Annotated in this window: 21 protein-coding genes; 11 read left to right on the forward strand and 10 right to left on the reverse strand. The window is 71.0% G+C overall.

Annotated elements, in window-relative coordinates:
* Positions 1–5: 5 nt before the first annotated feature.
* On the reverse strand, positions 6–803 hold the full coding sequence (locus ACSMXO_RS26825) for a CehA/McbA family metallohydrolase (RefSeq protein WP_455414298.1): 798 nt from the start codon (positions 801–803) through the stop codon (positions 6–8).
* 278 nt (positions 804–1,081) lie between these two features.
* Between ACSMXO_RS26825 and ACSMXO_RS26830 the strand changes: the two genes are divergently transcribed.
* A complete protein-coding gene (locus tag ACSMXO_RS26830; protein WP_455414299.1) occupies positions 1,082–1,465 on the forward strand; it encodes a cellulose binding domain-containing protein in 384 nt (127 codons plus the stop codon).
* A gap of 146 nt (positions 1,466–1,611) precedes the next feature.
* On the opposite strand, the gene ACSMXO_RS26835 is transcribed toward ACSMXO_RS26830, so the two are convergent.
* Both ACSMXO_RS26835 and ACSMXO_RS26840 read right to left on the reverse strand, forming a co-directional pair.
* Complete coding sequence (locus ACSMXO_RS26835; RefSeq protein ID WP_455414300.1) at positions 1,612–4,092, reverse strand: M14 family zinc carboxypeptidase; 2,481 nt, start codon at positions 4,090–4,092, stop codon at positions 1,612–1,614.
* A 499-nt stretch (positions 4,093–4,591) separates the two neighbouring features.
* Entirely contained in the window at positions 4,592–6,781 is a 2,190-nt protein-coding gene (locus tag ACSMXO_RS26840) for a HEAT repeat domain-containing protein (RefSeq protein ID WP_455414301.1), read from the reverse strand.
* A gap of 393 nt (positions 6,782–7,174) precedes the next feature.
* Between ACSMXO_RS26840 and ACSMXO_RS26845 the strand changes: the two genes are divergently transcribed.
* Together ACSMXO_RS26845 and ACSMXO_RS26850 are read left to right on the forward strand one after the other, a co-directional pair.
* The gene (locus tag ACSMXO_RS26845; protein ID WP_346261810.1) at positions 7,175–7,888 is read left to right on the forward strand and encodes a hypothetical protein; all 714 of its coding nucleotides are present in this window, start codon (positions 7,175–7,177) and stop codon (positions 7,886–7,888) included.
* A gap of 471 nt (positions 7,889–8,359) precedes the next feature.
* Complete coding sequence (locus ACSMXO_RS26850; protein ID WP_346261811.1) at positions 8,360–8,596, forward strand: preprotein translocase YidC; 237 nt, start codon at positions 8,360–8,362, stop codon at positions 8,594–8,596.
* Positions 8,597–8,664: 68 nt separating this feature from the next.
* Here ACSMXO_RS26850 and ACSMXO_RS26855 read toward each other — a convergent pair whose 3' ends face one another.
* The gene (locus ACSMXO_RS26855) at positions 8,665–9,462 is read right to left on the reverse strand and encodes a nitroreductase family protein (protein WP_455414302.1); all 798 of its coding nucleotides are present in this window, start codon (positions 9,460–9,462) and stop codon (positions 8,665–8,667) included.
* A gap of 317 nt (positions 9,463–9,779) precedes the next feature.
* Here ACSMXO_RS26855 and ACSMXO_RS26860 point away from each other — a divergent pair, with 317 nt between their 5' ends.
* The 6 genes from ACSMXO_RS26860 (at position 9,780) to ACSMXO_RS26885 (ending at position 13,965) form a co-directional block, all read left to right on the forward strand.
* The gene (locus tag ACSMXO_RS26860) at positions 9,780–9,902 is read left to right on the forward strand and encodes a hypothetical protein (RefSeq protein WP_455414303.1); all 123 of its coding nucleotides are present in this window, start codon (positions 9,780–9,782) and stop codon (positions 9,900–9,902) included.
* A gap of 169 nt (positions 9,903–10,071) precedes the next feature.
* The gene (locus ACSMXO_RS26865) at positions 10,072–11,736 is read left to right on the forward strand and encodes a glucuronyl esterase domain-containing protein (RefSeq protein WP_455414304.1); all 1,665 of its coding nucleotides are present in this window, start codon (positions 10,072–10,074) and stop codon (positions 11,734–11,736) included.
* A gap of 804 nt (positions 11,737–12,540) precedes the next feature.
* Positions 12,541–12,918 (forward strand): DUF2089 domain-containing protein, encoded by a 378-nt coding sequence (locus ACSMXO_RS26870; RefSeq protein WP_346261816.1) that lies wholly within the window; start codon positions 12,541–12,543, stop codon positions 12,916–12,918.
* A 77-nt stretch (positions 12,919–12,995) separates the two neighbouring features.
* A complete protein-coding gene (locus ACSMXO_RS26875; RefSeq protein ID WP_455414305.1) occupies positions 12,996–13,175 on the forward strand; it encodes a hypothetical protein in 180 nt (59 codons plus the stop codon).
* 13 nt (positions 13,176–13,188) lie between these two features.
* Positions 13,189–13,611 (forward strand): SHOCT-like domain-containing protein, encoded by a 423-nt coding sequence (locus ACSMXO_RS26880; protein WP_455414306.1) that lies wholly within the window; start codon positions 13,189–13,191, stop codon positions 13,609–13,611.
* Between the two features lie 231 nt (positions 13,612–13,842).
* Positions 13,843–13,965 (forward strand): hypothetical protein, encoded by a 123-nt coding sequence (locus ACSMXO_RS26885; RefSeq protein WP_455414307.1) that lies wholly within the window; start codon positions 13,843–13,845, stop codon positions 13,963–13,965.
* Positions 13,966–14,085: 120 nt separating this feature from the next.
* Here ACSMXO_RS26885 and ACSMXO_RS26890 read toward each other — a convergent pair whose 3' ends face one another.
* The 3 genes from ACSMXO_RS26890 to ACSMXO_RS26900 form a co-directional block, all read right to left on the reverse strand.
* Positions 14,086–15,288, reverse strand: a complete 1,203-nt coding sequence (locus ACSMXO_RS26890; protein ID WP_346261820.1) for a fumarylacetoacetate hydrolase family protein — start codon at positions 15,286–15,288, stop codon at positions 14,086–14,088.
* A gap of 408 nt (positions 15,289–15,696) precedes the next feature.
* A complete protein-coding gene (locus ACSMXO_RS26895; protein ID WP_455419316.1) occupies positions 15,697–16,092 on the reverse strand; it encodes a GntR family transcriptional regulator in 396 nt (131 codons plus the stop codon).
* Positions 16,093–16,097: 5 nt separating this feature from the next.
* Positions 16,098–16,883 (reverse strand): hypothetical protein, encoded by a 786-nt coding sequence (locus tag ACSMXO_RS26900; protein WP_455414308.1) that lies wholly within the window; start codon positions 16,881–16,883, stop codon positions 16,098–16,100.
* A gap of 482 nt (positions 16,884–17,365) precedes the next feature.
* Here ACSMXO_RS26900 and ACSMXO_RS26905 point away from each other — a divergent pair, with 482 nt between their 5' ends.
* The gene (locus ACSMXO_RS26905) at positions 17,366–18,337 is read left to right on the forward strand and encodes an ion transporter (protein ID WP_455414309.1); all 972 of its coding nucleotides are present in this window, start codon (positions 17,366–17,368) and stop codon (positions 18,335–18,337) included.
* A gap of 56 nt (positions 18,338–18,393) precedes the next feature.
* Here ACSMXO_RS26905 and ACSMXO_RS26910 read toward each other — a convergent pair whose 3' ends face one another.
* The 3 genes from ACSMXO_RS26910 to ACSMXO_RS26920 all read right to left on the reverse strand — a co-directional run bounded on the left by ACSMXO_RS26910 (position 18,394) and on the right by ACSMXO_RS26920 (position 22,334).
* Positions 18,394–19,737: a hypothetical protein gene (locus tag ACSMXO_RS26910; RefSeq protein WP_455414310.1), complete on the reverse strand. Its 1,344-nt coding sequence runs from the start codon at positions 19,735–19,737 to the stop codon at positions 18,394–18,396.
* An 88-nt stretch (positions 19,738–19,825) separates the two neighbouring features.
* Positions 19,826–21,289 (reverse strand): RICIN domain-containing protein, encoded by a 1,464-nt coding sequence (locus ACSMXO_RS26915; protein ID WP_455414311.1) that lies wholly within the window; start codon positions 21,287–21,289, stop codon positions 19,826–19,828.
* A 31-nt stretch (positions 21,290–21,320) separates the two neighbouring features.
* Positions 21,321–22,334 (reverse strand): pectinesterase family protein, encoded by a 1,014-nt coding sequence (locus ACSMXO_RS26920; RefSeq protein WP_455414312.1) that lies wholly within the window; start codon positions 22,332–22,334, stop codon positions 21,321–21,323.
* A 498-nt stretch (positions 22,335–22,832) separates the two neighbouring features.
* On the opposite strand from ACSMXO_RS26920, the gene ACSMXO_RS26925 reads away from it, so the two are divergent.
* Positions 22,833–23,492, forward strand: a complete 660-nt coding sequence (locus ACSMXO_RS26925) for a M23 family metallopeptidase (RefSeq protein WP_346261827.1) — start codon at positions 22,833–22,835, stop codon at positions 23,490–23,492.
* Positions 23,493–23,580: the final 88 nt, after the last annotated feature.

Genomic DNA, 23,580 nt, shown 5'->3' on the forward strand with positions numbered 1-23,580 from the left:
CGCGATCAGCCTTGGGGCGCCCGGCGCTCGGCCCGGGACTCGCGGCGGCGACGGACCATCCGGCGCGGCGGGTCCACGAACCAACTCCAGGCACATTGTGCGACGTAGGCGGCGGGGTTGAGCCGGGCCGGTGGCTGCTCCTGCCCACCGGCCCGCACCCTGCGGTCGAGGATGGCTCGGCGCAGGTCGTCCGGTGTGGTTCCGGGAAAGCGCGTGTAGGCGGCACCGATGTGCTGCCAGAAATGCGCGTCGCTCGCACCGATCTCGGCCAGGCCCCACTCCTCGTTGGCCGAACGCACGGCGGCGCGTCGGGTCGAGTTGGCAGGGCTGGGATTGTAAACCTCGATCCCGTCGATCTCGTATCCCGCGGTGAGCAGTGCGTCGATCCTCCGGCGGCTCAGGCTCGGCACCAGTGTCCCGAGGGGGTGCGGCACGACCACCAGCCCTCCCTGCTCCTTGATGGCGTCGATGCTCTCCTGAACCGGGCGTAGCGGCTTGGGCGCCTTCGTGACGAAGAGGCCGAGGAGATGGCCGTGACGCGTCGAGACCTCGACTCCGGTGATCATCCGCACCGGGGAGTTCTGTTCGGCCAACAGTTCCTCGACCCGCCGCGCACCCTCGACATGGTCGTGATCGGTGACCGCGATCAACGTCAGTTGCCGGAGAGCCGCGGTCTGGACCAATCGCGCCGGGCTGATCCAGCCGTCGCCCAGGTTGGTGTGCATGTGCAGGTCGGCCCGGCCGAGACCGGCCGCCGGCAGCGTGCTGTCCACTCCGGGTGCGCTACTCCTCTGGTCGGGCACGTCACGATCGTAGGCGTACCGCCGCTCGGCCCGGGCCGCCGCCGAGGTCGTGCATCGGGCCGGGAGCCGGCGGTCGGTGCCGGGCGCCGCCGTGCCGGGACGGACAGCTTTCCGACATTGATCGACCTTGGCGGATCGGCGCTACCACGACCGGTCATCCGTCGCTCATCATGGATGTCCGGGTGTCGGGGGCACCCCGCCGCCGGCAGTAGCCGAGAGCGAGGACCGTCATGCGCAATCGTCCGTCCCGAGTGGCCCGTTGGCTCCGTATCCTGCTCGTGCCCGCCCTCGCCGCCGTCCTGACCGCCGCCTCCGGCACGGTCGGGTACGCGGCGGCGGAGCCGGCACCCGCCTGTGGCGTGCGGTACCAGGTCACCGGAGCGTTCCCACCGGCCATGCAGGCCCAACTGATCATCAGCAACCTCGGCCAAGCCGAGATCAACGGGTGGACGCTGCGATTCTCCTTCCCCGACAAGCAGCCGCTGTACTTCTTCGGAGCGGAGCTGGTCAGCCGGGGTGCGGACACCGTCACCACCCGGGACCTCGGGTACAACGCCGTGGTCCCGCCGAACGGCAGCGTGACGATCGGCTATCTCACCACCATTCCCGCCCCGACCCCGACCAACTTCGCGGTGAACGGCGCACCCTGCCAGGCCGGGTAGCGGCCGGTACCGCGGGCGGTCCCGCGACAACCGGTTGCCGGACGGCCCGCCGCACCTGCCGGATGGGACCGGGCCCCGACATGTGACCGACCACCGCCCCGTCGGCGCGGCGCATCCGCACCGACGAGGCGGCTGGTCACCTGGGCTTACCGCTTGACGATCCTGATCGTCGCCGTGCGGTACTTGTCGCGCCGCTCGTTCTTCGTCGGGTCGTAGTTGTTCTCGATGTTGCCGGCGGCGTCGACCGAGAACCACCGGAACGTCGTCGTCTCGGTCACGTGGAACACCTGCCCCGGCTCGCGGAACTCGGTCGCCTCGTAGCGCGGCGAGTCCAGGGTGGGCCGGCTGCCGTCCGTCGTGTAGTAGATGGTGGCCGGCTCGCTGGTCTCGAAGCGGACATCGACGGAGTCGTAGTACTTTCCGCCGCCGGGCAGCAGCCGGGACGTGGGGTCCTTCTTGTCCCTGCCCCACTCCGCCGCGATCCGGAACATCTCCATGATCCCGTTGGCGTACTCCATCGTCTCGGCGTGGCCGCTGACCAGCGCCGGATCCCCCACCCACGGCGGCTGGAACGAGCCGCCCTGCCAGTCGCCGGTGGCCGGGTTGTAGATCGAGCCGCCGACCTCCCAGCCGAAGGCGTAGATCCCGTAGGTGTGGTACAGGTCCTCGCGCACGTTGCCGGCCGAGGAGTAGAGGACGTCCGACGACCCGCCGACGTTCTCCGGCGTGACCACGGTCTCCCGGTGCGCCTTGACCTGCGACAGGATCCGGGCGGCCGACTGCCAGTAGAACGCCTCGTCACCCAGGGGCGGGCGCGGCGTGGTGATGCGGCCGTCCGCGATGTAGGCGCCGGGCTGCCAGAAGAGCTGGCCGCCGTTGGAGTGCACCGACATCATGAACTTGATGTTCGAGTACTTCTCGACCAGCCAGATGATGTTCTTCGACTCGGGCTCGGAGAGCTCCTCCGGTCCCTGGTAGGTGTTGCTGACGCAGTCGGTCGACCCACCCGCGTAGCCGTCGTGGCCCGAACCGACCCGGTAGTTGCGGTTCAGGTCGACGCCCCAGGCGTTACGCCGGGCCGGGTCGGCGTTCTCGTCCGGGCAGTGGTTCGTCATGTTCCGTCGCTGCGACGCGAAGTTGTAGAAGCTGTAGTTCGCGCCGTCCGGGTTGTTGGAGAGGATGAGGAAGATGTCGGTGTCGTTGACGATCTTCTTCGTCTCCCGGTCGGACCGGTAGTTGTGCACCAGCCGCTCGGCCGTCTCCAGCGTGGTCGTCGCGGGTACCCACTCGCGGGCGTGGTCCTGCGCCTGGATCAGCACACCCGGCTTCTTGCCGTCGCGGTGCTTGCCGATCCGCAGCACCGGGATCGTGGCCGGGCCGCGTGGCACCTCGCCCTCCGGTGCGCCGGCACGCTTCTCGTCGAGGAAGTCGGTCAGCGCGACCGGACCGGCCGTCGGGGCTACGATGCCGGTGCCGGCGTTCGTCCGGTACGGGTGCGCCCGGTCGATGAGGCCCTGCGACCCGGTCTCCAGGGCTGCGGCCACCGCCGCGGCGGTGCTCGCGAGCCCGCCCGAGGCGTCCTTGCCGAGGAGGACCCGGACCGCCTTGCCGACGACCTCGACGGCGAGCGGCAGGTTCGCCCCCGGACGGTCCACGAACTCGACGGTGATCTCGTTGCCGCCCTCGTGGCCCCACGCCGCCGAACTGACGACGACCGCCTCCTGCCCGGTACCGCCGATGGTGGCCTGCGCCTTGCGCTGATAGCCGTTCGTCTTGTTCGGTAGATAGACGATCTCGGCGATCTCCGGGTACTGCCGGGCGATCTCCTCGGCGCGGCGGTAGAGCTGCTGCGGGTGCCGGTAGCCGTCCACGAAGTCCGACTTGTAGCCGGGATTCGCCGTCAGTGGCGGCGGAGCGTCCTCAAGCCAGTTGGAGACGAAACCGGTCGTGACGCCGCCGGTCGAACTCGTCACCCGGATCTGCTTCGGGCGCGCGTCGAGCTTGAACAGGTTCCGGTGGAACATGTACTGCCCGGAGTCGACGAACCGGCTCATCGTCCGGGCGAAGCCGAACGGCGTGCCCCGGCCCGAGTCGTTCTCGAGCTGCATCGTGACGACCGGATCGGACTGCTGCCCTTCGGTGGTCCGTGCCTCCACGTAGAGGAAGCCCTGGCCCTTGGTGGTGAACCAGTCGGCGCGGACGACCCGTACCGTCTTTTCGTGGTTGACCGGCTGGACGGCCCGCGCGCCGAGGGCCTGGAGGCCGCCGTCGGCCTCGTCGCTCCACGCGAAGCTCTCGCCGTTGCCGAGGATGGTGACGCCCATCGCCTTGAGTTCGGCGACCTGCCCGGCGGTCACCACCGCCTCGCCCTCGATGCCGGCCGGCACGCGCCGGAGCCCGTGCTCAAGGTCGAAGCCGGCGGCGACCACCTTGTCCAGCATGTCGGCGCCGGTCAGCTGGATGCGCACCAGGCGTACCGACTCCTGGTCCTCAAGCTGCGATCGTCCGGCACCGCCCGTGGCTGCGGACTTCGCCGGATCCGCGCCTGCCGGCGCCGTCGCCATGAGGACCGTCCCGACCAGGGCGGGCAACGCGAGCAGCGCGATGCGCAGTCGTCTGCGTCGCATGCTCCCTCCTTCTGTTTGCGGCCTGTGGTTGATACCGGGCCGGCCCCAGGTCGGGGCGGCCCGATCCGTTCAGCACGGTCGTGCTGAGCTCGCCCACGGTGAGCCGTGGTACAACGCGGTCGCCCACCTGCAAGAGCATGGTGCGGCCTGTGAGCGGGCTGGGTGCGGTGAGCGTATGCGCATTTTTCGCATCGACGGGTGGCGCGAACCGGATCTTGAGCATTACTTGAGCTTGTCGTCCCGCCGTGGCCACGCAGACTAATGCATGTCCTATCTGGACCTTTCCGTCTTCGCTGCGACCGGAGCCGGATCAGCGGCGGCCTTGAAGACACTCTTCGGGATGTAGCAAGGGCACCACGGGCCCGACCGGAGCCGCTACCGGGTGCTCGGATCCGCCCTCTCGATCTTGGAGGGTCGGTACACCGTCGCCGTCCGGTGTTTCCACCGCGTGACGGTCGTGCAAATCCGGTGCTTCCGCCCGGTGCCACTGGGCCCGGCGTCAGGTGCGGGCCGGCGACGACCCCTCGATGACCTCGACGGCGCGATGGACGGCACGCCGGCACTCCTCGTCGAGCCGCCCGACATTGTCCTCGGCGCTGTAGTAGACCAGGGTGTCGTCCCGGTCGGCCAGGCTGCGGAGCGTCGGCAGCGCCGCCGCCGCGACCGGTCCGAACGCGGCGAGCAGGTCGAGGGCCTGCACCAGGTCCCGCTGGCCGGGCCGGTCGGTGAGGACGGCCAGCGTCGGCTCGACCAGCACCTCCGCCTCGCCGGTGTGTCGCCAGAGTGCCCGGGCGGCCGCGATCCGGGCACCGCGTCGCACGGCCGGGTCGGCGAGCAGGGCGCGCAAGGTGTCGACCCCAGCGGGGCCGCCCAGCTCGGCGGCGAGGTCGGCGGCCTCGCCCCGGGCCTCGGTCCAGCCGGCCCGCAGCACGGCGGTGACCAGCGGGAGCGCGCTGTCGGGTTCCCCGGTCCACCGCCAGAGCAACCGGGCGAGCGCGACCTGCCCACTCTGGCCGGTCAGGCTGCTGGCCGGCTCGGCGGCGACGGCGACGGCGGCGAGCCGGGTCAGCAGGCGCCGGGCCGGCTCACCGACCTCGACGAGCAGGCCGACGGCCCGCCCGACCCAGCCATCGGTCTCAATCTCGTGCACGGCGGTGTCGAGCGCGGGTTCGGGATCGCCGGCCAGCCGCCACACCGCCCGGGCGGCGGCGAACCGGGCCGGGCCGTCGCCGCTGGCCGCATGGTCGCGCAGCAGCGGTACGGCCGGCGCGGCGGCGGCACCGACCGCGGCGAGCGTCTCCGCGACCTCGGCCACCGACTGTCCGGCACGAAGCAGGACGGTCAACTCGGGTACGGCGGGCGCGGCGGCCGGGCCCCAGCCGGCGAGGAGTCGGACCAGCCCGACACGTTCGGTGGCGTGCGAGACCGGCCAGGCGCCGTCGGACAGCCGGCCGAGCTGCACGGCAGGGTCGAACGGCACGTCGGCGGGCACCCGCGCCAGCCGGTGGCGGACCGCGTCGAGCAGACCCGGATCCGCCGGTACTCCGGCCGAGGCGAGCGCGGTCACGGCGTCGGGACCGGCGGTGCCGGCGGCCAGCCTGGCCGGCAACCGGTCGGCGTACCGGGGGTCGCCGATCTCGACCAGGGCGGCGAGCGCCTGACCGGCCGCGAGATCGTCGTCCCGGTCGACCAGCCCGGCCAGCGCGTCGGCGGCGACGGCGGTGGCGTCGCCGGCCCGGCGGAGTCCCCAGACCGCCGCCTCCCGGACCTCGGGGGCGGGGTCGTCGAGCGCGGTCGCCAGCACCTGCACCATCGGCCCGCGCACCGACCGGTACCGGCCGACCAGCCCGCCGCCGCAGCGGGCCGCCTTCTCGCGTACCGCCGGATCGGTCGAGGCGAGCAGTGCGGTGACCACGGCGGGCTGGTCGGCGCGGGCGAGATGGTCGAGCAGGTCCTCGATCGGATCCCAGTTCCACAGGTACGGTCCGACCTCGACGCCGTACGCGTCCTCGTCGCGGTCGAGCCAGGGGTCCCCGTCGGCCCAGCCCGCCCGTACGGCCGCGACCGCCACGTCGCCGGGCCACGGTGCCGGCGCGCGGGCCGCGGCCAGTGCCGCCGCGGCGCGTACGGTGGCCGGCCCGTCCGCGGCGAACGCCTCGGCGAGCAGGCTGGTGGTCGGGTCGAGGGCGGCCGCCGCGATGACCAGCGCTCCCCGGGCGTGGGCGTCGGTCTCGATCGGCCAGCGGCCGTGCAGGGCCGTCAGGATGTCGCCGGCCCGCTCCGGGCACTGCCCGAGCGCGTAGGCGGCGGCCAGCCGGGTCCACGGTTCGGCGGCGGTCAGCAGTGGAAGCAGCCGGTCGACCTGGGCGGTGACCGTGGCGCGGAGTGCGGCCAGCGCCGGAGTGTCGGGGTCGACGATGTCGGCCATGTCGCCGAGCAGGTGCGCGATGCCGCCTGGGTCCGTAGTGGCCGGATCGTCCAGCAGGGCGGCGAGGAACGGCACCGCCGGGGCGGTCGCCGAGCACACGTTGCCCTGGTGCAGGATGCGGGCGCGCAGCTCGTACAGCGACTGGAGCGCGTCCTCCTCGTCGGGACCGGCGACCCGGCGGATCAGGTCGGGCACGTCGCCGGCAGGGCCGTACGCGTGCGCCAGCTCAGTCCACGACACCCGGTCGAGTTCGTCCAGCACGGGGCGACGGTACACACCCTCGGCGTCCCGCGTCGCCGGCGTCCCGTCGTCCAGTCCGCCCTGGCGCTCTGCCCCACCGCGAAGATCGTCGAGACCGGATTGTCGGTAGGCTTGACGGGATTGCCGTGGTGCGCCTGGAATCCAGCGCCAAGGAGGCCCCGCCGTTCCCACAAGGGACAGCGGGGCTGACGCGGGACCCGGCCTCCGGTCCGGGCCGGATCCGCGCCCCGAGCCGCCGCCGGGATGGCAGCCCTCCTCGTCCCGCTCCGGGGGCTGCGACGGGCACTGCTGCCACCAGGATCGCCGAGCCGGGTGCGGCGCCGCTGTCCACCTCCGCCGGCCGGACCTTGTAACATTGCCGCGTTCTTCAGTCGGCTGCTGAAACGAGACGACATGCGGTGGTTCCGGCGTCTGCTGGGTAGGAGGCAGGTCCAGCACGATCCGGCCCGGCAGGAGGCACTCCTGTCGGACCTTCGACACCGGTTCGGCGCCGGCGCGCAGGTCCGGTTCGCCGACCAGGCCGACGCGGTCATTCGGTTGCTGGACGGCGACGACGGCCTGTTCGTGGCGGCCAGGGTCATCCGGGAGTTCGCCGACGCGGCTCACGCGGACCTTTTCGCCCAGGCCACCGAGCTGTACCGGCATACCGGTCGCCGGCTCGTGGTGGACCGCCGGAACTACCGGCCGCTGTGGCGGGAGGCCGGGCCGCAGTTGCGCTGGCCGCTGCTGGCGCTACCCTGCGGCTTCCACCCGTACGCGCAGGTGGCCGGGGCGGTCACGGTCGTCGGCGCCCGGGCGCCCCGGCTGGTGCGGATGACCGATCCGAGCCCGCTGCTACGACACGTGTTCGAGGTGCTCGATCTCACCGCCGCCGGCTGGGAGTACGGCCGGGTCCGGGCGGACGTCGACGCCGCCGCCCTGGCCAACCGGCTGATATCGACCGCCCAGCAGATCCGCGCGGCCATGGACGACCCACCCCGGCTGCCGCCCCCGGCCCGCGAGCTGATGCGGCGCAACAACAACATCGACGTCTATGACCACACCGGCCGCCGGGTGGTCAGCGCGATCAATCTGGGCGCGGAGATGAGACCAGCCCTGCTGGCCTGAGATCCCCGTCAGCCGGCGAGCCGCCCCGAAGCGTGCCAAGAACCGACCCGAAGCGGGGCAAGAACCGACCCCGAAGCGGGGCAAGAACCGACCCCGAAGCGGGGCAAGAACCGACCCGGAAGCGGGGCAAGCGCTGGCCCAGGCGCGCGCGGAACCGGTCGGCCGAGGCCCGGCTGTCCCCCAGGCTCGTGCCGGGGAGCGGTTGCGCCGTCAACGCACGAATGTCCCATTTCGGCCGCCGCCGAGCCCCATGTCTGGCCGGACACCCGGGGTCAGTGGCCACCCCGACCCACGCCGCGCACGCCCCCGGCGCCACCGACCACGATTCCGGCACCATGCGGCTCGACCGACATACATCTGCCACTGGTGGTGACTCGGAGTCCGCCGTGGGTAAGCGCACCGCGCGGACGGGCCCTCGGTAGGGCAACGGCAGGTGACTGCCGCGTCCGGGAGCGGATCGGGAGGACGGTCATGGGATACCGGGCGCGTCAGGGCGAGCAGCCGGTCGATCCGGACCGCGCCGAGGACGAGGACGGCCAGGCCAGGTTGACACAGGTGGTCGCCGAGACAGAGGTCCCGGCGCCGTCGGGTACGGACGAGAGGCCGGACATCGTGACCGAGGACGACAACTCCGGGGTGGCCGGCGGTGCGTCCGGCGGTAGCGGCGGCAGCTCGGCGACGACCGGGCACCCCGATTCGGTGCATTGAGCCGACGCGCTGAGCGCCACCCGCACCTGTCGCGGTCATCATCGGCCGGCGGCTGTTCCCAGGGCCGGTCAGCGCGACGGCAGGCCCAGGCGTTCCAGGATCTCCCGCAGCCGGTGCCGGCCGGCCATCGACGCCGGCCCACGGAGGCGGTCCAACACCTTGCCGCTCCAGTTGCCGGACAACCCGAAGCGGGCGTTGTACCCGGAGAGGATCTTGTCGTAGGTGGCGATGTGCGCGTCGGCGGTGACGGCGTCGTACTGCTCCCGGTGCAGGACGGCGGCCTGCGGCAACCGCGGCTTGATGTCGGCCTGCTCGGTGGGATCGGGCGCGCCGACGGCCAACCCGAAGGTCGCCACCGCGTGCGGCGGTAGCTTCAGTTCCGCCGCGACCTCGGCGGGCCGGTTGCGGATGGCGCCGACGAATACCGAGCCGAGGCCGAGCGACGCGGCGGCCACCACCGCGTTCTGGGCGGCCAGCGCGGTGTCGACGAAGCCGATGATGGTGGTCTCCAGGTAGTCGGCGGCGGCGACCTCCCGGTCGGCGCGTGCCGCCAACCGGCGGGCCCGGTCGAGGTCGGCGACCCAGACGAGGAAGAGCGGCGCCTGCGCGACGAAGGCCTGGTTGCCGGCGAGCCCGGCCAGCCGGGCCTTGCGCGCGGGGTCGCGCACCGCCACCACGCTCCAGGCTTGGAGGTTGGACGACGTCGGTGCGGATTGTGCCGCCGCGATCAACGCGGTCAGTTCGTCGTCGGTGACCTCGCGCGGCCCGAACTTGCGCACGGAACGGTGTGCGAGTTGCAGGTTGAGCACATCGCTGGCCACCGCGAGAACGGCGGCGGGGTCACCGTAGCGGGCCGCGGCCGTCATCGCGCCGTCACCCCGTCCGCCGATCGCCAGGTCCGGTGCGGGGACGGTTGGCCGGGGCGGACCCGGCGGGCGGGGCGACGGCACCGGGAGGGCCGGGGTGGGCGGGCATCATCTGCGCGATGGTGCCATGCGCGGCCCGGGTGGGCCGATCCGGTGTCCGGGATCGTTCTCCCGTTCGGGCGTGTGTGACGAGGTTCCAGCCGGCTGCTCGACCTGGCCGCCCGGGGCGAGGTGCTCGGCGACAACCTCTACACCACCCCGGCCGGTTCGGCGGCGGTGGCGCGGGCACGATCTGGCTGGTCGGTTCGGCGGAGGACGTGGCGAAGTCGCTGCGCGGGTACCAGCCCCTCGGCGTCACCCAGTTCGCACCCTCCGACACCCCCTACCTGCCGGAGATCACCCGCCAGGGCGACCAGCTCCTATCCCTGCTCCGGGGGTGAGCGCGGACACCTCGGGTGACCATCGAGTGACGGCCGGCGACAAGATCCAGTAGCGGCCGGGCGGCATTGACATGTTTCAGCGTCTTGCTTGAAACTTATCAATGTCGGCATCGGCGATCATCGATTGCTGTCCGCCGAGACCATCACCCCACCCGGAAGGAGAGCCCTAGTGGCCATCACCTCGGGCTGCTCTAAGATCCGCTCGACGGTCGTCACGCTCGCGGTAGCGGCGCTCGCGGTCGTCGGAACGGTAACTGTAGTAGCGAGAACAACCGCCGCCGAGGCCGCCGCCGACGTCGTCGTGGCCGCCTCGACCGTCGAAGACGAGGGCGCCGACTGCCCCGTGCCCGGCTCGGGCTCGTCGACATCCAACTCCAGGCTCCCCGACCCGTTCCGCAAGATGGACGGTACCCGGATCACCAGCAAGGCCGACTGGCGATGCCGCCGGGCGGAGACCCGGGAGCTGGCGGAGCGGCACGTCTACGGCCAGAAGCCGGCGAAGCCGGCCAGCGTCACCGGTACGGTGTCCAGCACCAACATCACGGTGAACGTGTCGGACCAGGGCAGGAGCGCGAGCTTCTCGGCAGGCGTCCAACTGCCGAGTGGCACTGGCCCCTTCCCGGCCGTCGTCGTCGTGGGCGGTTTCGGGGCGGACACCTCGACAATCCGGTCCGCCGGTGTCGCCACCATCAGCTTCGACCCCCTCGCGGTGGGTCGGGAGGGCACCCCCCGGAACAACAAGCAGGGCGCCTTCTACAGCATCTACGGTGCGTCCAGCAGCACCGGGATCCTGATGGCCTGGGCCTGGGGCGTGAGCCGGATCATCGACGTCATCGAGCAGTCCGGCGGCAACATCCTCCGGGCCGACGCGATGGGCGTTACCGGCTGCTCCCGGTACGGCAAGGGCGCGTTCACGATCGGCGTCTTCGACCAGCGCATCGCACTGACCATGCCGATCGAGTCCGGCAGCGCCGGCGTCGGCGCCTTCCGCTCTATCGCCACGGAGAGCGGAGCCCAGCCGCTGAGCAGCGCCTACTCCGAGCAGCCGTGGCTCGGTGACGCGTTCAGCTCGTTCACCGGCAACCCGAACAGCCTGCCGATCGACACCCACCAGATGGTGGGCATGGTGGCGCCGCGCGGGCTGTTCATCATGGACAACCCGCACGTCGACTGGCTGGGCGCCAGGTCCGGCAGCGTGGCGGCCCTGGGCGGCGCCGAGGTCTACAGGGCGCTCGGTGCGGGTGACAACATCACCTACTGGTCGGACGTCCAGGACGGCACCCACTGCGCCGTCCGGTCCGAGTGGCGCACCCCGCTGCAGCAGTACCTCCAGAAGTTCCTGCTGAAGACGGGCAACGCCGCCGGCACGATGCGGATCTCCAGCCGGAAGGCCGGCAACCTGGCCGAGTGGCGGGACTGGCAGACCCCGACCCTGACCGACGGCCCGGGCACGACGCCCACCACGCCGCCGACCAGTGGGCCGACCACGCCTCCGGTCACCACCCCGCCCACCACGCCGCCGCCGACCACGCCGCCGGTCACCGGCGCCTGCTCGGCGACGGTGTCGCTCAACCAGTGGACGGGTGGCTTCGTCGCCACGGTTCGGGTCACCGCCGGCTCCGCGCCGGTGAACGGCTGGACGGTCTCGGTCACCCTGCCGTCGGGCGCCAGCGTCACCAACGTCTGGAACGCCAACCGCAGCGGGAACACCGGTGCGGTGCAGTTCACCAACGTCAGTTTCAACGGCTCGATCGCCGCCGGCCAGTCGACCGAGTTCGGCTTCCAGGGATCCGGTGCCGGGTCGGGCATGAGTCCGACCTGCTCCGCCGGATAGCCTCCGGCGTCCGGGAGCTTTCCCGCGGGGGCCCGGTGCGGCGGCGACGAGCCTCCGCACCGGGCCCCGCCCGATTCCCCGCGTCGGCGGCGACTTCGGCGGTGCCGGGCTGGCCTGTTCCGGCATGGTCTTCCTCAACCTCGCCCGGGTCGACAGCGCGGTCATCCTGAAGGACGCGACGATCGACGACGGACGCGGCCCCGCCCTCACCGGTCGGCCTCCGGGCGCCCAGTCTGGTCGCCGCCGGGGTCAACCTCCGGCGGGGCTTCCGGGCCGGTTCGTCGACCTGTACGGCGCGACCGTCGCCGGTCCGCTCGACCTGACCGGCGCACGACTGTGGCAGCCGGCCGCGACCGCGTTGCCGGTACGGGTCGCGACCGTGGCCGGCGATTTCACCGCCGACACCGACACCGACACCGAGGTCGCCGGCACCATGGACCTAACGCCAGCTAAGGGCTGGTCGCCGACGCCTGATCTTCGTGCCGGTGACGCCGCCGACGGGTCAGGTCAGTCTCTACCACGTCACTGGCCCGGGCCACCCACGCGATCGAACCGGCGGCCGTACGACCAGCTCGCCGCCTGCCACCGGGCGGCCGGACGAGCGGTCGGCCCGGCAGGTGCTGCGGGCGAAGCTGCGCCGGGAGAGCCGGGTCCGCGACATCACCGGCGCCGGCTCGCGCATGTCGGGCATACCGCCTAAAAGGAGCTGCCATTGCCGGCGGGGCTCCCAGAGGGCGGCCCGACTTCAAGGAATTTAAGATCGACATCTTGAAAGTTAAAGACATGAGGGGTAGAACTTTAGATATGACAGAGCAGGCGATGGGCTGGCAGGAACTCACCAACCTGACCCGGGGTCAGCCGTTCGTCGTCGAGCGGGTGCGCCTGACAGGCAGCGGCGTCGCGATCGAGGGCGAGTTCGAGCTACCCCAACTGGCGCAGCTCAACGTCGAGGATCAGGTCTTCGTCACGGCATTCGTGCGGTGCCACGGTTCCATCAAGGAGATGGAGCGGATCTTCGGGGTGAGCTACCCGACGATCAAGTCACGACTGAACCGGATCATGCAGATGCTCGACTTCGTCGAGACCGATCCGGCGCCGTCGCGGGCCGACATCATCGACCGGTTGCGCCGCGGCGAGATCACCGCGCAGCAGGCATTGTCCGAATTCGAGGGGCGCACGTGATGCCGCAGTTGGTGACCGTACGGGTCAAACGCTCGGACGGTCGTCGCATCCGGATCTGGGTCCCGATCCTCCCCGTAGTGCTCGTGCTCCTACCGGTCGTGGTCCTGGCCGTACTGGTGGGGGCCGTGGCCTGCCTCGTGTACCGCGTCAGGGTGCTGCGGGCACTCGGCACCAGTTGGCGCGTCGTCGCCGCGTTGCCCGGCATCCGGTTCGACGTCGAGCAGGGCCGCACGGCTGTGCTCGTAACCATCCGATAGGAGAGAGATTCCGATGAACGAACAGCGCAAGGACATCCTCGACATGCTGGCCGAGGGCAAGATCACCGCAGAGGAGGCGGAGCAGCTCATCGCGGCGCTCGAACGGGGCCAGCCGCCGGCGGCGTCGAGTCTCGACGCCCGACCGCAGGGCAGGCCGAAATATCTGCGGGTTGTGGTGGACACCGTTGAGAACGGCGAGCCGGGGCGGATCAACGTACGGGTGCCGCTGCAACTGCTGCGGGCCGGCGTACGGCTTGCGGCCCTGATCCCGCCGCAGGCACTGGAACGGGCCAACGCCGAACTGAACAAGTCGGGCGTGCCGTTCGACCTGACGCAGCTCAAGCCCGAACAGCTCGAGGCGCTCGTGGAGCAACTCGACGAGATGACCGTGGAGGTCGACCAGCCCGATGCCAAAGTGCGTGTCTTCTGCGAGTAGGCGCCGTCCAGTTGGACGGACCCCCGAGAGGGTGCTGCAACACCCTCCCGAGGTCGTGCCCGATACAGCAGGGCACTGTTGAACTGCCAACCCGAAGTCTAGCCGCCAGTCGGCCGGGTCGAAATCTCCACCGGGAGCGGCGAGGTCCGCGTCCGGGCGATCGGCGCCTCCGGGGCCATCAAGAACTCCGGCGGATACCCCGGAACCCGCGAGGCCACCGACGACCCGCGGGTGAACTCGGCCAGCGGTGACATTGTCGTCGACGGCGTGCAGGGCGGAGTCCGGTGCGCCGGGATCGCGCTGGTCGGCTACATCTGGTCGCGGATGCTGTTCCGCCGGGACCCATCGAAGTAAACGCACCACCACATAACGGGCTTCCGCGCCGATCCGGTCTCGGCACCGGCGCGGAGGCCGTTGTGTGGAGCCGCCCGACCGAGCTGGCCCACGCCCAGCATGACGTGCCGGTCCCGGCGTTCAGAGCAGTCCCCTGCGGGCGAGACTGCCCATCAGATCGCGGACCCCGAAGTCCCAGGGGTCGCAGTCCTCGCTGTGCCGGACGCGGTTGACCAGGGTACCGAGCGGAGCCGAACTGATCCTGACCACGTCGTCGACCTTGTGCGTGAACCCCTCCCCCGGGCGGTCCCGGTCCTGGATCGGCGCGAACATGGTGCCGAGCATCAGGACGGCTCCGTCCGGATAGTGGTGGTGGGGGCCGAGCAACTGCCGTACCAGCGCCTCCGGGTCGCGCGACATCCGCGACATGTCCGAGAACCCGTCGAGACGGAAGCCGTCCGCACCCTCGATCTCCAACGCCACCTCGAGCCCGCGTACCCGGTCCAGGTCGAACCGGTCGTCGAAGAGCCGAACGAGCGGGCCGAGCGCGCACGACGCGTTGTTGTCCTTGGCCTTCGGCAGCAGCAGCGCGGACCGGCCTTCGACATCCCGCAGGTTCACGTCGTTACCGAGGGTCGCCCCGACGATCCGGCCGGTCGACGCGACGAGCAGCGCCACCTCCGGCTCGGGGTTGTTCCAGGTCGACGTGCCGAGTACGCCGACCGGCACGGCGGTACCCACGGCGGAGAGGATCTGCCCCTTGGTGAAGATCTCGGCGTCCGGCCCGATCCCCACCTCGAGGTACTGGCTCCAGACTCCCTCGGCGACCAGCAGCTCCTTCAACCGCGCCGCCTCCTCGGAACCCGGGGTCAGATCCTGGAGGTCGGCGCCCACCTCGGCGAGCAGCCGCTGCCGGATCTCCGCCGCCAGCGCCTGGTCGCCCCGGGCCCGCTCCTCGATGACCCGCTCGATCAGGGAGACCGCGAACGTCACCCCGGCGGCCTTGAGCGCCTGGAGGTCGACCGGCGCGAGCAGCCAGGGCCGGCCCCGGTCCCGGGCCGCCCGGCCCGTGTTGGCGAGCAGTTCCGCGAAGCCACCGACCCGCCGGCCGCCGATCCCGGCGACCACCTCGGCGGGTTCCGGCAGCTCACAGATGTCGCGGACGGTGGCGAACTCGGCGCTGACGTCGAAGACCTCACCGTCGCGGACCACCACCGGCGACGGCCCCCCGACGGCCGGATCCCAGATCCGGCCGACCAGGACGCTGTGCTCGGCATCGTCCGGCAACGCCTCGGCGGCGGTTCCGAACCAGTCAGCGGTCGGCTCGGGCGGTGGCAGGGTCACGAGGGTCTCCCAGGGTGGCGAGGGACCGCTCGTCTCGGGGGCGGATGTCGTCGACGGCGTCCCGGAACATGAGCATGGGTGCGGCGTGCAACGATACCTCCCGATCGGCTGAAGATCGAATTCGACGCGACGCCTGACCCGGTGGGGTGCCGACGTCACCCGCCACCGGGACGGGAGCTGGCCGGCGGGGGCCGTTGGGTCACGAGTATCACGTCGACCGCGACCGGGTCGAGGCCCGAGAACGGCTCGTTTGTTCAGGGCGGCTTTGATCCGGCCGAGGAGTTCCTTGCGGACGCGGGGGTAGCGGATGGTCACCTTGGTCGTGGGGAACAGCCCGAGGATTTTGTCGGGGTGGAGGCGAAGCCAGCCGCGATCATGCGCTGGGGCAGGCGGTCGGGTGCGGCCATGTCATGCTTCTTTCGGGTCGGGTGTGCCGGGGGATACTGCGATGCCCCTGGTCAGCGCCGCTTGGACGATGCGAACGGCCTCGTTGGTGTCGATGCCAATGCTGGCGATGACGGCGGCGTACTCGGCGGCGGCGCGGCTTGCCCGTTCGCGTCCCTTCTCGCCGGCGGCGGACACGAACGAGCCGGCTGGTCCGCGGGTCTCGATCAACCCCGCCTCCTCCAACTCCCGGTAGGCCCGGCCGACCGTGTTGACGGCCAAGCCAAGGTCTGCGGCCAGACGACGGATGGTCGGCAGCCGGGTACCCACGGCCAGCGTGTGGTCCTGGATCTGCCGGGCGAGCTGGGCACGGAGCTGCTCGAACGGCGGGACGGGCGAGGCCGAGTCGATGACGATCATTCGGTTCACCGGGCGCTCATGGCGTGCCGCCCCACCATGCCGCTCCGCGCGGTCCACGCATTGATCAGGGCAAGCGTGATGACGCCCAGGACGATGAAGACAGGCCAGGCAGCGTTCCACCAGCCGAGCGCGGTATCGAACACTCCCGACACGACCGGCAGGCACCACACCACAGTTGGCGCGGCGACGTTGCGGGCGTCCTCGACCCGCATGATGACGTCGGCGGTCAGCGAGACCTCGTCGTCTGCCACGACCGGGTGCGTCAGAATATGGCGCAGCTGTACAAACATGCCGACCGCGACCCCGCACAGCCCGATGAGCAGGACGACCGCCGCGTACCTCGCGGCGGAGACCGGCACGGTCAGGGCACTGATCGCCAGCGCCATCGCGCCCGCGAATGTGGTAACCGCGAACGCGGCACGCGGCCAGCCGAGCACGGTACGCCAGCCGAGCCGGACCGGGTGGGCCGCCCGTCGCGGCAACGTCGCGCCGGCCCGCCGGTCGACCCGCCGCACCCACCAGTCCAGCAGCGACTGGGCCAGCACCAACCCGACCACCATCGCCGTCAACACCAGCAGCGACCCGCGCCGATACGACCCCAACCCGTCAACCGTGTCGCCGGTGTAGGTAAGAGCGACCGCGATGATGAACGCGGCCAGCAGGACGGAAGCGGCCAGCCGGGTACGTCGCCGGGCCGCCAGACGCGTCGCCAGCAACGGTGTCGGCCCGACGTCGGCCAGGCCGTGCCCGGCCAACCACACGCCGGCCCGCTTTAGGTCCGCCGGACGCACCGGCGGGTCAACATCCGGCAACGTTTCATTCGGCATGACGCCCCCGATGTCTCAAAGCTTGTCTCAACATAGTGCGTCAAGCTTTGCGACAAGTCAATCCGGACACGAAGCGGCGACACCGATCCTCGTGATTGCACCGGGCAGCCGGTCGTCACGATGGTCCGATGGCGGGGTTTCCGGCGTACGCCACTCAGCCCCGCTTCTGGCGAGTTCGCCGGCAGCCGGCACGATCGCGGCCCGCTGGTCCGGCGACAGCACTCCGCCGTACCAAAAAGGATGTAGCCGGCTCCCACGGGGGAAGGAGTCGGCTACATCGAATAGGAACCATAGGTCATTACAGCCCGGAGAGCAAAGGCGGCGCGGGCGGGACACCGGGTGGTTCGGCCCGGGGCGTCGGCAAGATCCTCCTCCCCCGGCATCGTCAGAAAGGCCGCGAATTAGGCTGTCCGCCGGCAGGTCCATCCACAGAGGAGTGTGTCGGAGTGTACAAAGCCCGGCCCGCCGCCAGAGCGCGCCTGGCGGCCCGGTGTGACCGGGTGGTCGATGCCGACTGGTTCAACACCGGGTCCTTCGCCCTGATCATCGTCAACGCGATCGTACTCGGCGTCGAGACCTACGACCGCGCGCTCGACCGGGCCGGCGCTGCCCTGCTGGCCGTCGAGTACGTCTGCCTCGCCCTCTTCGTCGTCGAACTGCTCCTGCGGTTCGGTGCGCACCTCACTGCCCCGCACCGGTTCTTCCGCGACGGCTGGAACCTGTTCGACCTACTGATCGTCTGCGCACCGCTGCTGCCCGGCGTACGGGAGAACGTGACCCTGCTGCGCCTGGTCCGGCTCGCCCGGGTGGTGCGGGCGGTACGGCTCTTTCCCGGGCTGCGGGTGGTGATCGGCGGCGTGCTGCGCAGCCTCCCCGGACTGGTCAGCTTCCTGCTGATCGCGACCCTGACCATCTACCTGTACGCCATGGTGGGCTGGATGGCGTTCGGCGACGCCTACCCCGACCGGTACGGCACGGTCGGGCGCGCCATGTTCACGCTCTTCCTCCTGCTCTCCCTGGACGGCATCACCGACGCCTTCGAGGCCGGTCGGGCCGTCTCGGAGTGGAGCGTCCTCTACTACGCCTCGTACATCATCATGGCCTCGTACCTGCTCACCAACCTGCTGGTCGGCATCGTGCTGAAGGCGTTGGAGGACGCCCACCAGGCGGAGCGGCCGGGTGGCCCCGGCACGGCGCCCGAGCCGGCGCGGCCGGCGGTCGTGGCGGTGCCGACCGGGCATCGGGCGCCGCCGCCCGGGGCGCCGCCGGACATCGGTGCCCGGCTGCGGGAGTTGCGGACCGCGCTGGACGCCCTGGAAGCCGAGCTGGCCGGCCAGGCGCCGGCCGGCGGGGCGGACCGCCGCCCGGCCGGCCGGCGACCGAAGTCCGGGCGCAGGGCGGCCGGGGCGGGAAAGTGACACCCACGGCGCATGCCGGCGCCGGGCGGCCGCCGGCCCCGGAGCCGGTCGACCGCTCAGGCCCGGTAGGAGCCGTCGAGGAGCCCGTTGACGTACTTCTCGATGTTGGTGTAGCCGGTCCGGTCGAAGTCACCGGAGGCGTCGGCGCCGGAGTTCGGGTCCAGGCCGTACCTGGCCTCCCAGGCGTTCGGCATGCCGTCGCGGTCGGTGTCGGCCGGGGCGGTACCGCCGGGAATCGTGCCGTAGCCGCTGTTGTCCAGGCCGGTCGCGGTCTGCGAGGCCCAGAGGTTACCGGCCGTGCCGAGCGAGGCGACGTCGGCGAGCACCAGGTTGTCGACCTGGTCGCGAGGCTGGGCACCGGCCCGGGCCAGCACCTCGGCGTACGCGTCCCCGGCGGGCAACGTCGGGATGCCGGCGGTGGTGCCGGACCACGGCTGGGACATCTCGGTACCCCCGGCGCCGACGTTGAGGGTCGCACCGTTGAGCTGGCCGTCCCGGTTGCTGTCGATGACGTTGCCGCTGTTGTAGACCTCCTGGTTGCGCATCTGGTAGTACGCGTTTGACGAGTTCGTGGTGCGCGGCCCGGTGATGAAGTAGTTGCCGACCACGTCGTGCCGGAAGTGCCCGCTGGAGTTCCCGGCGGTGTACGCCGCCTGGTAGTTGTAGACGACGTTGTTGATGTACTGCGTGTTCCCCTTGGCCAGCGGGCAGCGGTTGTGCGCGTTCGCGAACAGGTTGCGATACCAGGTGAACGGCCCGGTCTCGGTGTGCGCCGCGAACTGCTGCCCGATCGGGTTCGCGTTGATCGAGTACTGCATGGTGACGTTCCTGGCCCGGACGGCGCCGATGTTGTTCCACTGGGCGAACTCCACCGACACGTGGTCGAAGATCATGTTGCTCGCGTCGAGCCAGTTCAGGCCGTTGTTCTCGTCGTTCGGGTCGAGGTCGCCCTGCCGGAACCGGAAGTCCCGGACGATCACGTTCGTCGCGCTGTTGAACGAGACCTCGCCGCCCATCACCCCGATGCCGCCACCGGGCGCGGTCTGGCCGGCGATGGTGATGTTGCTCTTGACCAGCACGGTGGAGCTGAGCCGGATGTAGCCGCCGACGTCGAAGACGACGATCCGGTTGCCGGTGCCGACGGCGTCCCGGAACGAGCCGGGGCCGGAGTCGTTGAGGTTTGTCACGTGGTGGACCGAGCCGCCCCGGCCACCGCTGGCCACCGCGCCGACCCCGACCGCGCCGGGGAAGGCGACGACCGGCCCGACGGCCGGCGGCCCGGTGGGATTGGCAGCCGGCGGGTCCGGCGTCGCCGGCGCGCCGAAGGCCGGGTTCCAGACCGTGCCCAGCGAGGTGGCCGCGAGCAGCCCGGTCGTGAGCAGTACGGTACGACGTTTCATCGCAACTCCAGATGTGGCGGAATGGCGGATGCGCCGTCCCCACCCCGCGCTCCGGGTCGCGCAGGGCGGGGACGGTGCGCGGGGTGGATCAGGTGCCGATGTTCGCCTGCGGCCCGGCGTAGCTGCGCAGCAGCCCGGGCACGTCGCCGGCCGGGTCGAGGGTGTACGAGTAGAAGCTGCTCGGGTTGAACGCCGAGCCCTTGGCGGTGACCTTGCCGGAGTCCCACGGGCTGTTCACCAGGATGTTGCCCCGGTTGACCAGCTCACCGGCCTCGACGTAGTACGGGTTGCGGCTGTTCTCGAAGTAGCTGTTCTCGATTACCCCCTTGGTCAGGCCCCGGATGTAGTTGCCGTACGACGAGGTGTTCTGGACGTAGTTGTTGTAGAGGTGGCAGTACGCGATGTTGTCCGCGCTCGGGTTGCGGGTCCGGGTGTTCTGGAACCAGTTGTGGTGGATGGTGATCCGGGCGGTGACGTTGTCGGTCCAGCCGATGCCGAAGGTCTTGTTGTTGTCGACCAGGTGGTTCCAGGAGACCGTCAGGTTGGTGGTGTCCTTGCGGCTGTCGATCAGGCCGTCGTTCATCCGGGACAGCCGGTTGTGGTCGATCCAGATCCGGTTCGCGGTGTCCATCTGGATGGCGTCGTAGTCGTACGCGTCGTCGCCCGGGTCGTCGTCCGGCATCAGGGTGTCGCGGATGGTCAGGTTCCGGATGATCACGTTGCTGACCCCGGCGCCGAGGAAGAAGCCTCCGCCGACGATGTGTCCGCTGGTGCCCACCCCGATGATGGTCTTGTTCGAGGCGACCCGCAGCTCGGTGCCCTTCGGGCTGATGTTGATGGTGCCGGCCACCCGGATCACGTACGGGGCGCTCGCCGTGACGTACTGGTTGAGCTGCGCCTGCGTGGTGACGGTGACGGTCTGCCCGCCGGCCCCGCCCGTGGTGCCCTGCGCGAAGCCGTCGGCCGTGCTCGGCCAGTTCCGCCCGCCGCCGGTCGGCGTCGGGTTGGGGTTGCCGCCGATCTGCTCAAAGGCCCACTGCATCCGGGCCACGTCCGCGCACGTCTCCTGGACGATCGGATTACCACCCGCCGTCGAACCGTCCCGGTCACTGACGCACAACCCACTCGCCGCACTCGTGACCCGGTACTTCCCCGACGCCGCCGACGACGCCGCGAACGACCACAACTGGTTCACCTTCGTACCGTCGCCACAACCCCACTGCTGCAACTGCACACCCGACGCCGCGGAACCCGACGGCACATCCGCACACCGGGTACTGCCGACATTCACCAGGTTGAACCGGCCCGCCGACGACACCACCCGCCACTGCTGACGCGCCGACCCCGAACACGACGCCTGCTGCAACAGCGCACCGTTGTCGGCCGAACCGTTCGCGACCTCCAGACACTTGCCCGACGCCCCCACTGCCAACGTGTAAACACCGCCGTCGGCGGGCGCCACCGCCGCCTCGGCCGGCAGCACCGACACCGCCACGGCGGCGGCGGGCGCGGCGAGCGCGGCCGCGGCGAGCGCGATCAGTTTCCGTTTCATCGGAGTCCCTTCTCCAGGTGGTGGTGTCTCGTCACATCGGGTTCCAGCCGTCCGAGCCGGCGAGGTAGCGCTGCGGCGTGTAGTCGGCGGCCTGCGAGTCGGAGAGCTGGGGCCGGTTGCTGTGCTGGCCCGCCCCGGGACCGGTGTTGCGGTACTCCAGGAACCGCGCGTTCCGCCAGGCATTCCCGGACATGTCCGTCCACGGCAGAGCGGTCCGGATGGTGGCGCCGAGCGTGCACTCGCGGTACAGCACCTGGGCGTCCGGGCGCCACGGCCGGCCGAGCTGGGTGACGTTGTCGGCCGTTCCGGTGATGGTGGAGCGGTAGAACATGATCCCGTACGTCTTGCCGGCGGCGGTGCTGGCCGCGGTGATCGGCCCGCCGGTGGCGCGCTTCTCGTGGATCGTGCAGTTGTCGAAGACGGCGGTTCCGCCACCGAAGACGAAGTCGACCGTGCCCTCCACATAGCAGCGCTCCAGGTACGCGCGAGCGGAGTCGTTGACCAGGAAGGTGTCCTGGTCACCGAGCAGGCGTACGTCGGTGAGCACCGCCCGGTCGGCGTCGAGGTTCAGCGCCACCGCCTGGTGACCGCTGGCCGCGGAGTTCTCGTCGAAGTCGTTGGCGATGGTCAGGTTGGTCGCGACGAAGTCGTGGCCGTACACGAACGCGGTGGCACTGCCAGAGGTGCCGTGCGTACCGGCCGAGTGGTTGTTGACGATGACGACGCTCGACGGCCCGGACCCGATGCCCTGGAGGGTGAGGTACGGCTTGTTCGCCGGTACCGTGACGACCTCCCGGTAGTGGCCGGCCTTGATGGTGATGACCTGGCGGGTCGGGTTGCCGGCCGGGACGGCGTCGATGGCCGCCTGCACCGTCCGGTAGATACCGGTGCCGTCGGCCGCCACCGTGGGCCGGGTTCCGCTTGGCGTCGGGTCGGCCGCCCGGGACGGCGGCACCCGCACCGTCACGGCGGCGGACACCGCCAGAGCCGCCGCGACCGCCGCCACCACCACATGCCGGAGCACCGCCGAAGATGGTCGGGACATGGACTGTCCTTTCTGTACGCGGGTTGGGGGCCGGGTGGGGTGCGACGGCTCACCCGGTCGGGAGCGTCGCCGACAGTGCCGTGTTTGATCTGGTCCGAGGCGGCCCCGGTCGACGGCGGGACGGTCGATGCCGAGGGCCGTACGACGCTTCGGCGGCGCCCTGCCTGGTGCCGGGGCTCGACGACGGTCGCCGGGCACGTGGGGTCGCGATCGTGGGGAATCCGACCTGTGGTGATCTTGTCGGCCGTCGTCGTGGGGCTGGGTAGCCGCCGCCGGCCCGGACGAGCGACGAGCTGGTAGAGGGTGGTTGCCCTGCCACCGATCTACCTCGATGCACCTGCGAGGTTATGACACCGCAACAGATTAAGTCAATCGACGAAACTAACCCGCCGACCCATCCCCGAGGCGCCGCCGGCCTGGGAGCCGACGGCCTGACGCCGGCCGCTCGCGCCGGCCCCGGAGGCCGGCGGGTTGCCGCCGTCTGCCATCCTCGGGGCGGTGACGACCGGCCAGCCGACCAGACGCCGCCCGCACCGCCGCCCCCGCAGCCGCACCACCCGGATCCTGCTGACGCTCGCCGCCGTCGCATCGGCCGTGGCCGTGCTCGCGGTAGCCGTGGTCGCCGTGTTGCTGCTGCGGCCGCCGGGTCCGCGTCCGCTCTTCCAGATGCCGGTCGCCTGTGGCGAGACCTGGCAACTCGGCACCTATCCCGGGCACGACGACTACGACGTCGACCTCTTCCCGACCGAGGGCGAGGCGTGGGGGCGGCCGGTGCTGGCGTCGTACGCCGGGCGGGTCACGGTGGCCGGGATCAACGGTTCGCTCGGCGGCCGTACCCCGGAGAACCCGGACGGTCCGCGCGGGCGGGGCGGCGGTTACTGGGTGAAGATCGACCACGGCGGCAAGTGGGAGACGCAGTACCTGCACCTGCTCGAACCGCCGCTGGTCCGGGTCGGTCAGCGGGTGGAACAGGGCGAGCAGATCGGGCGGGTCGGCAGCACCGGCAACTCCGGCGCCCCGCACCTGCACTACGAGCAGCGCCAGGGCTGGCAGAAGGTCGAGACGTACTTCGACGGCGAACCCTCCGGGATCACCCACGACGACACCGAATACACGGTCACCCGGACCAGCAACAACTGCGCCGCCGGGCAGCCGTAGCCCGTCCGCCGGGCGCCGCCGGCCCGGAGAGTCATGATAGACGACTTTCTATATTGATGCTCCGGGCATATGCTCGCGGTGCCCTGCC

It is taken from the genome of Plantactinospora sp. DSM 117369 (assembly GCF_053764795.1).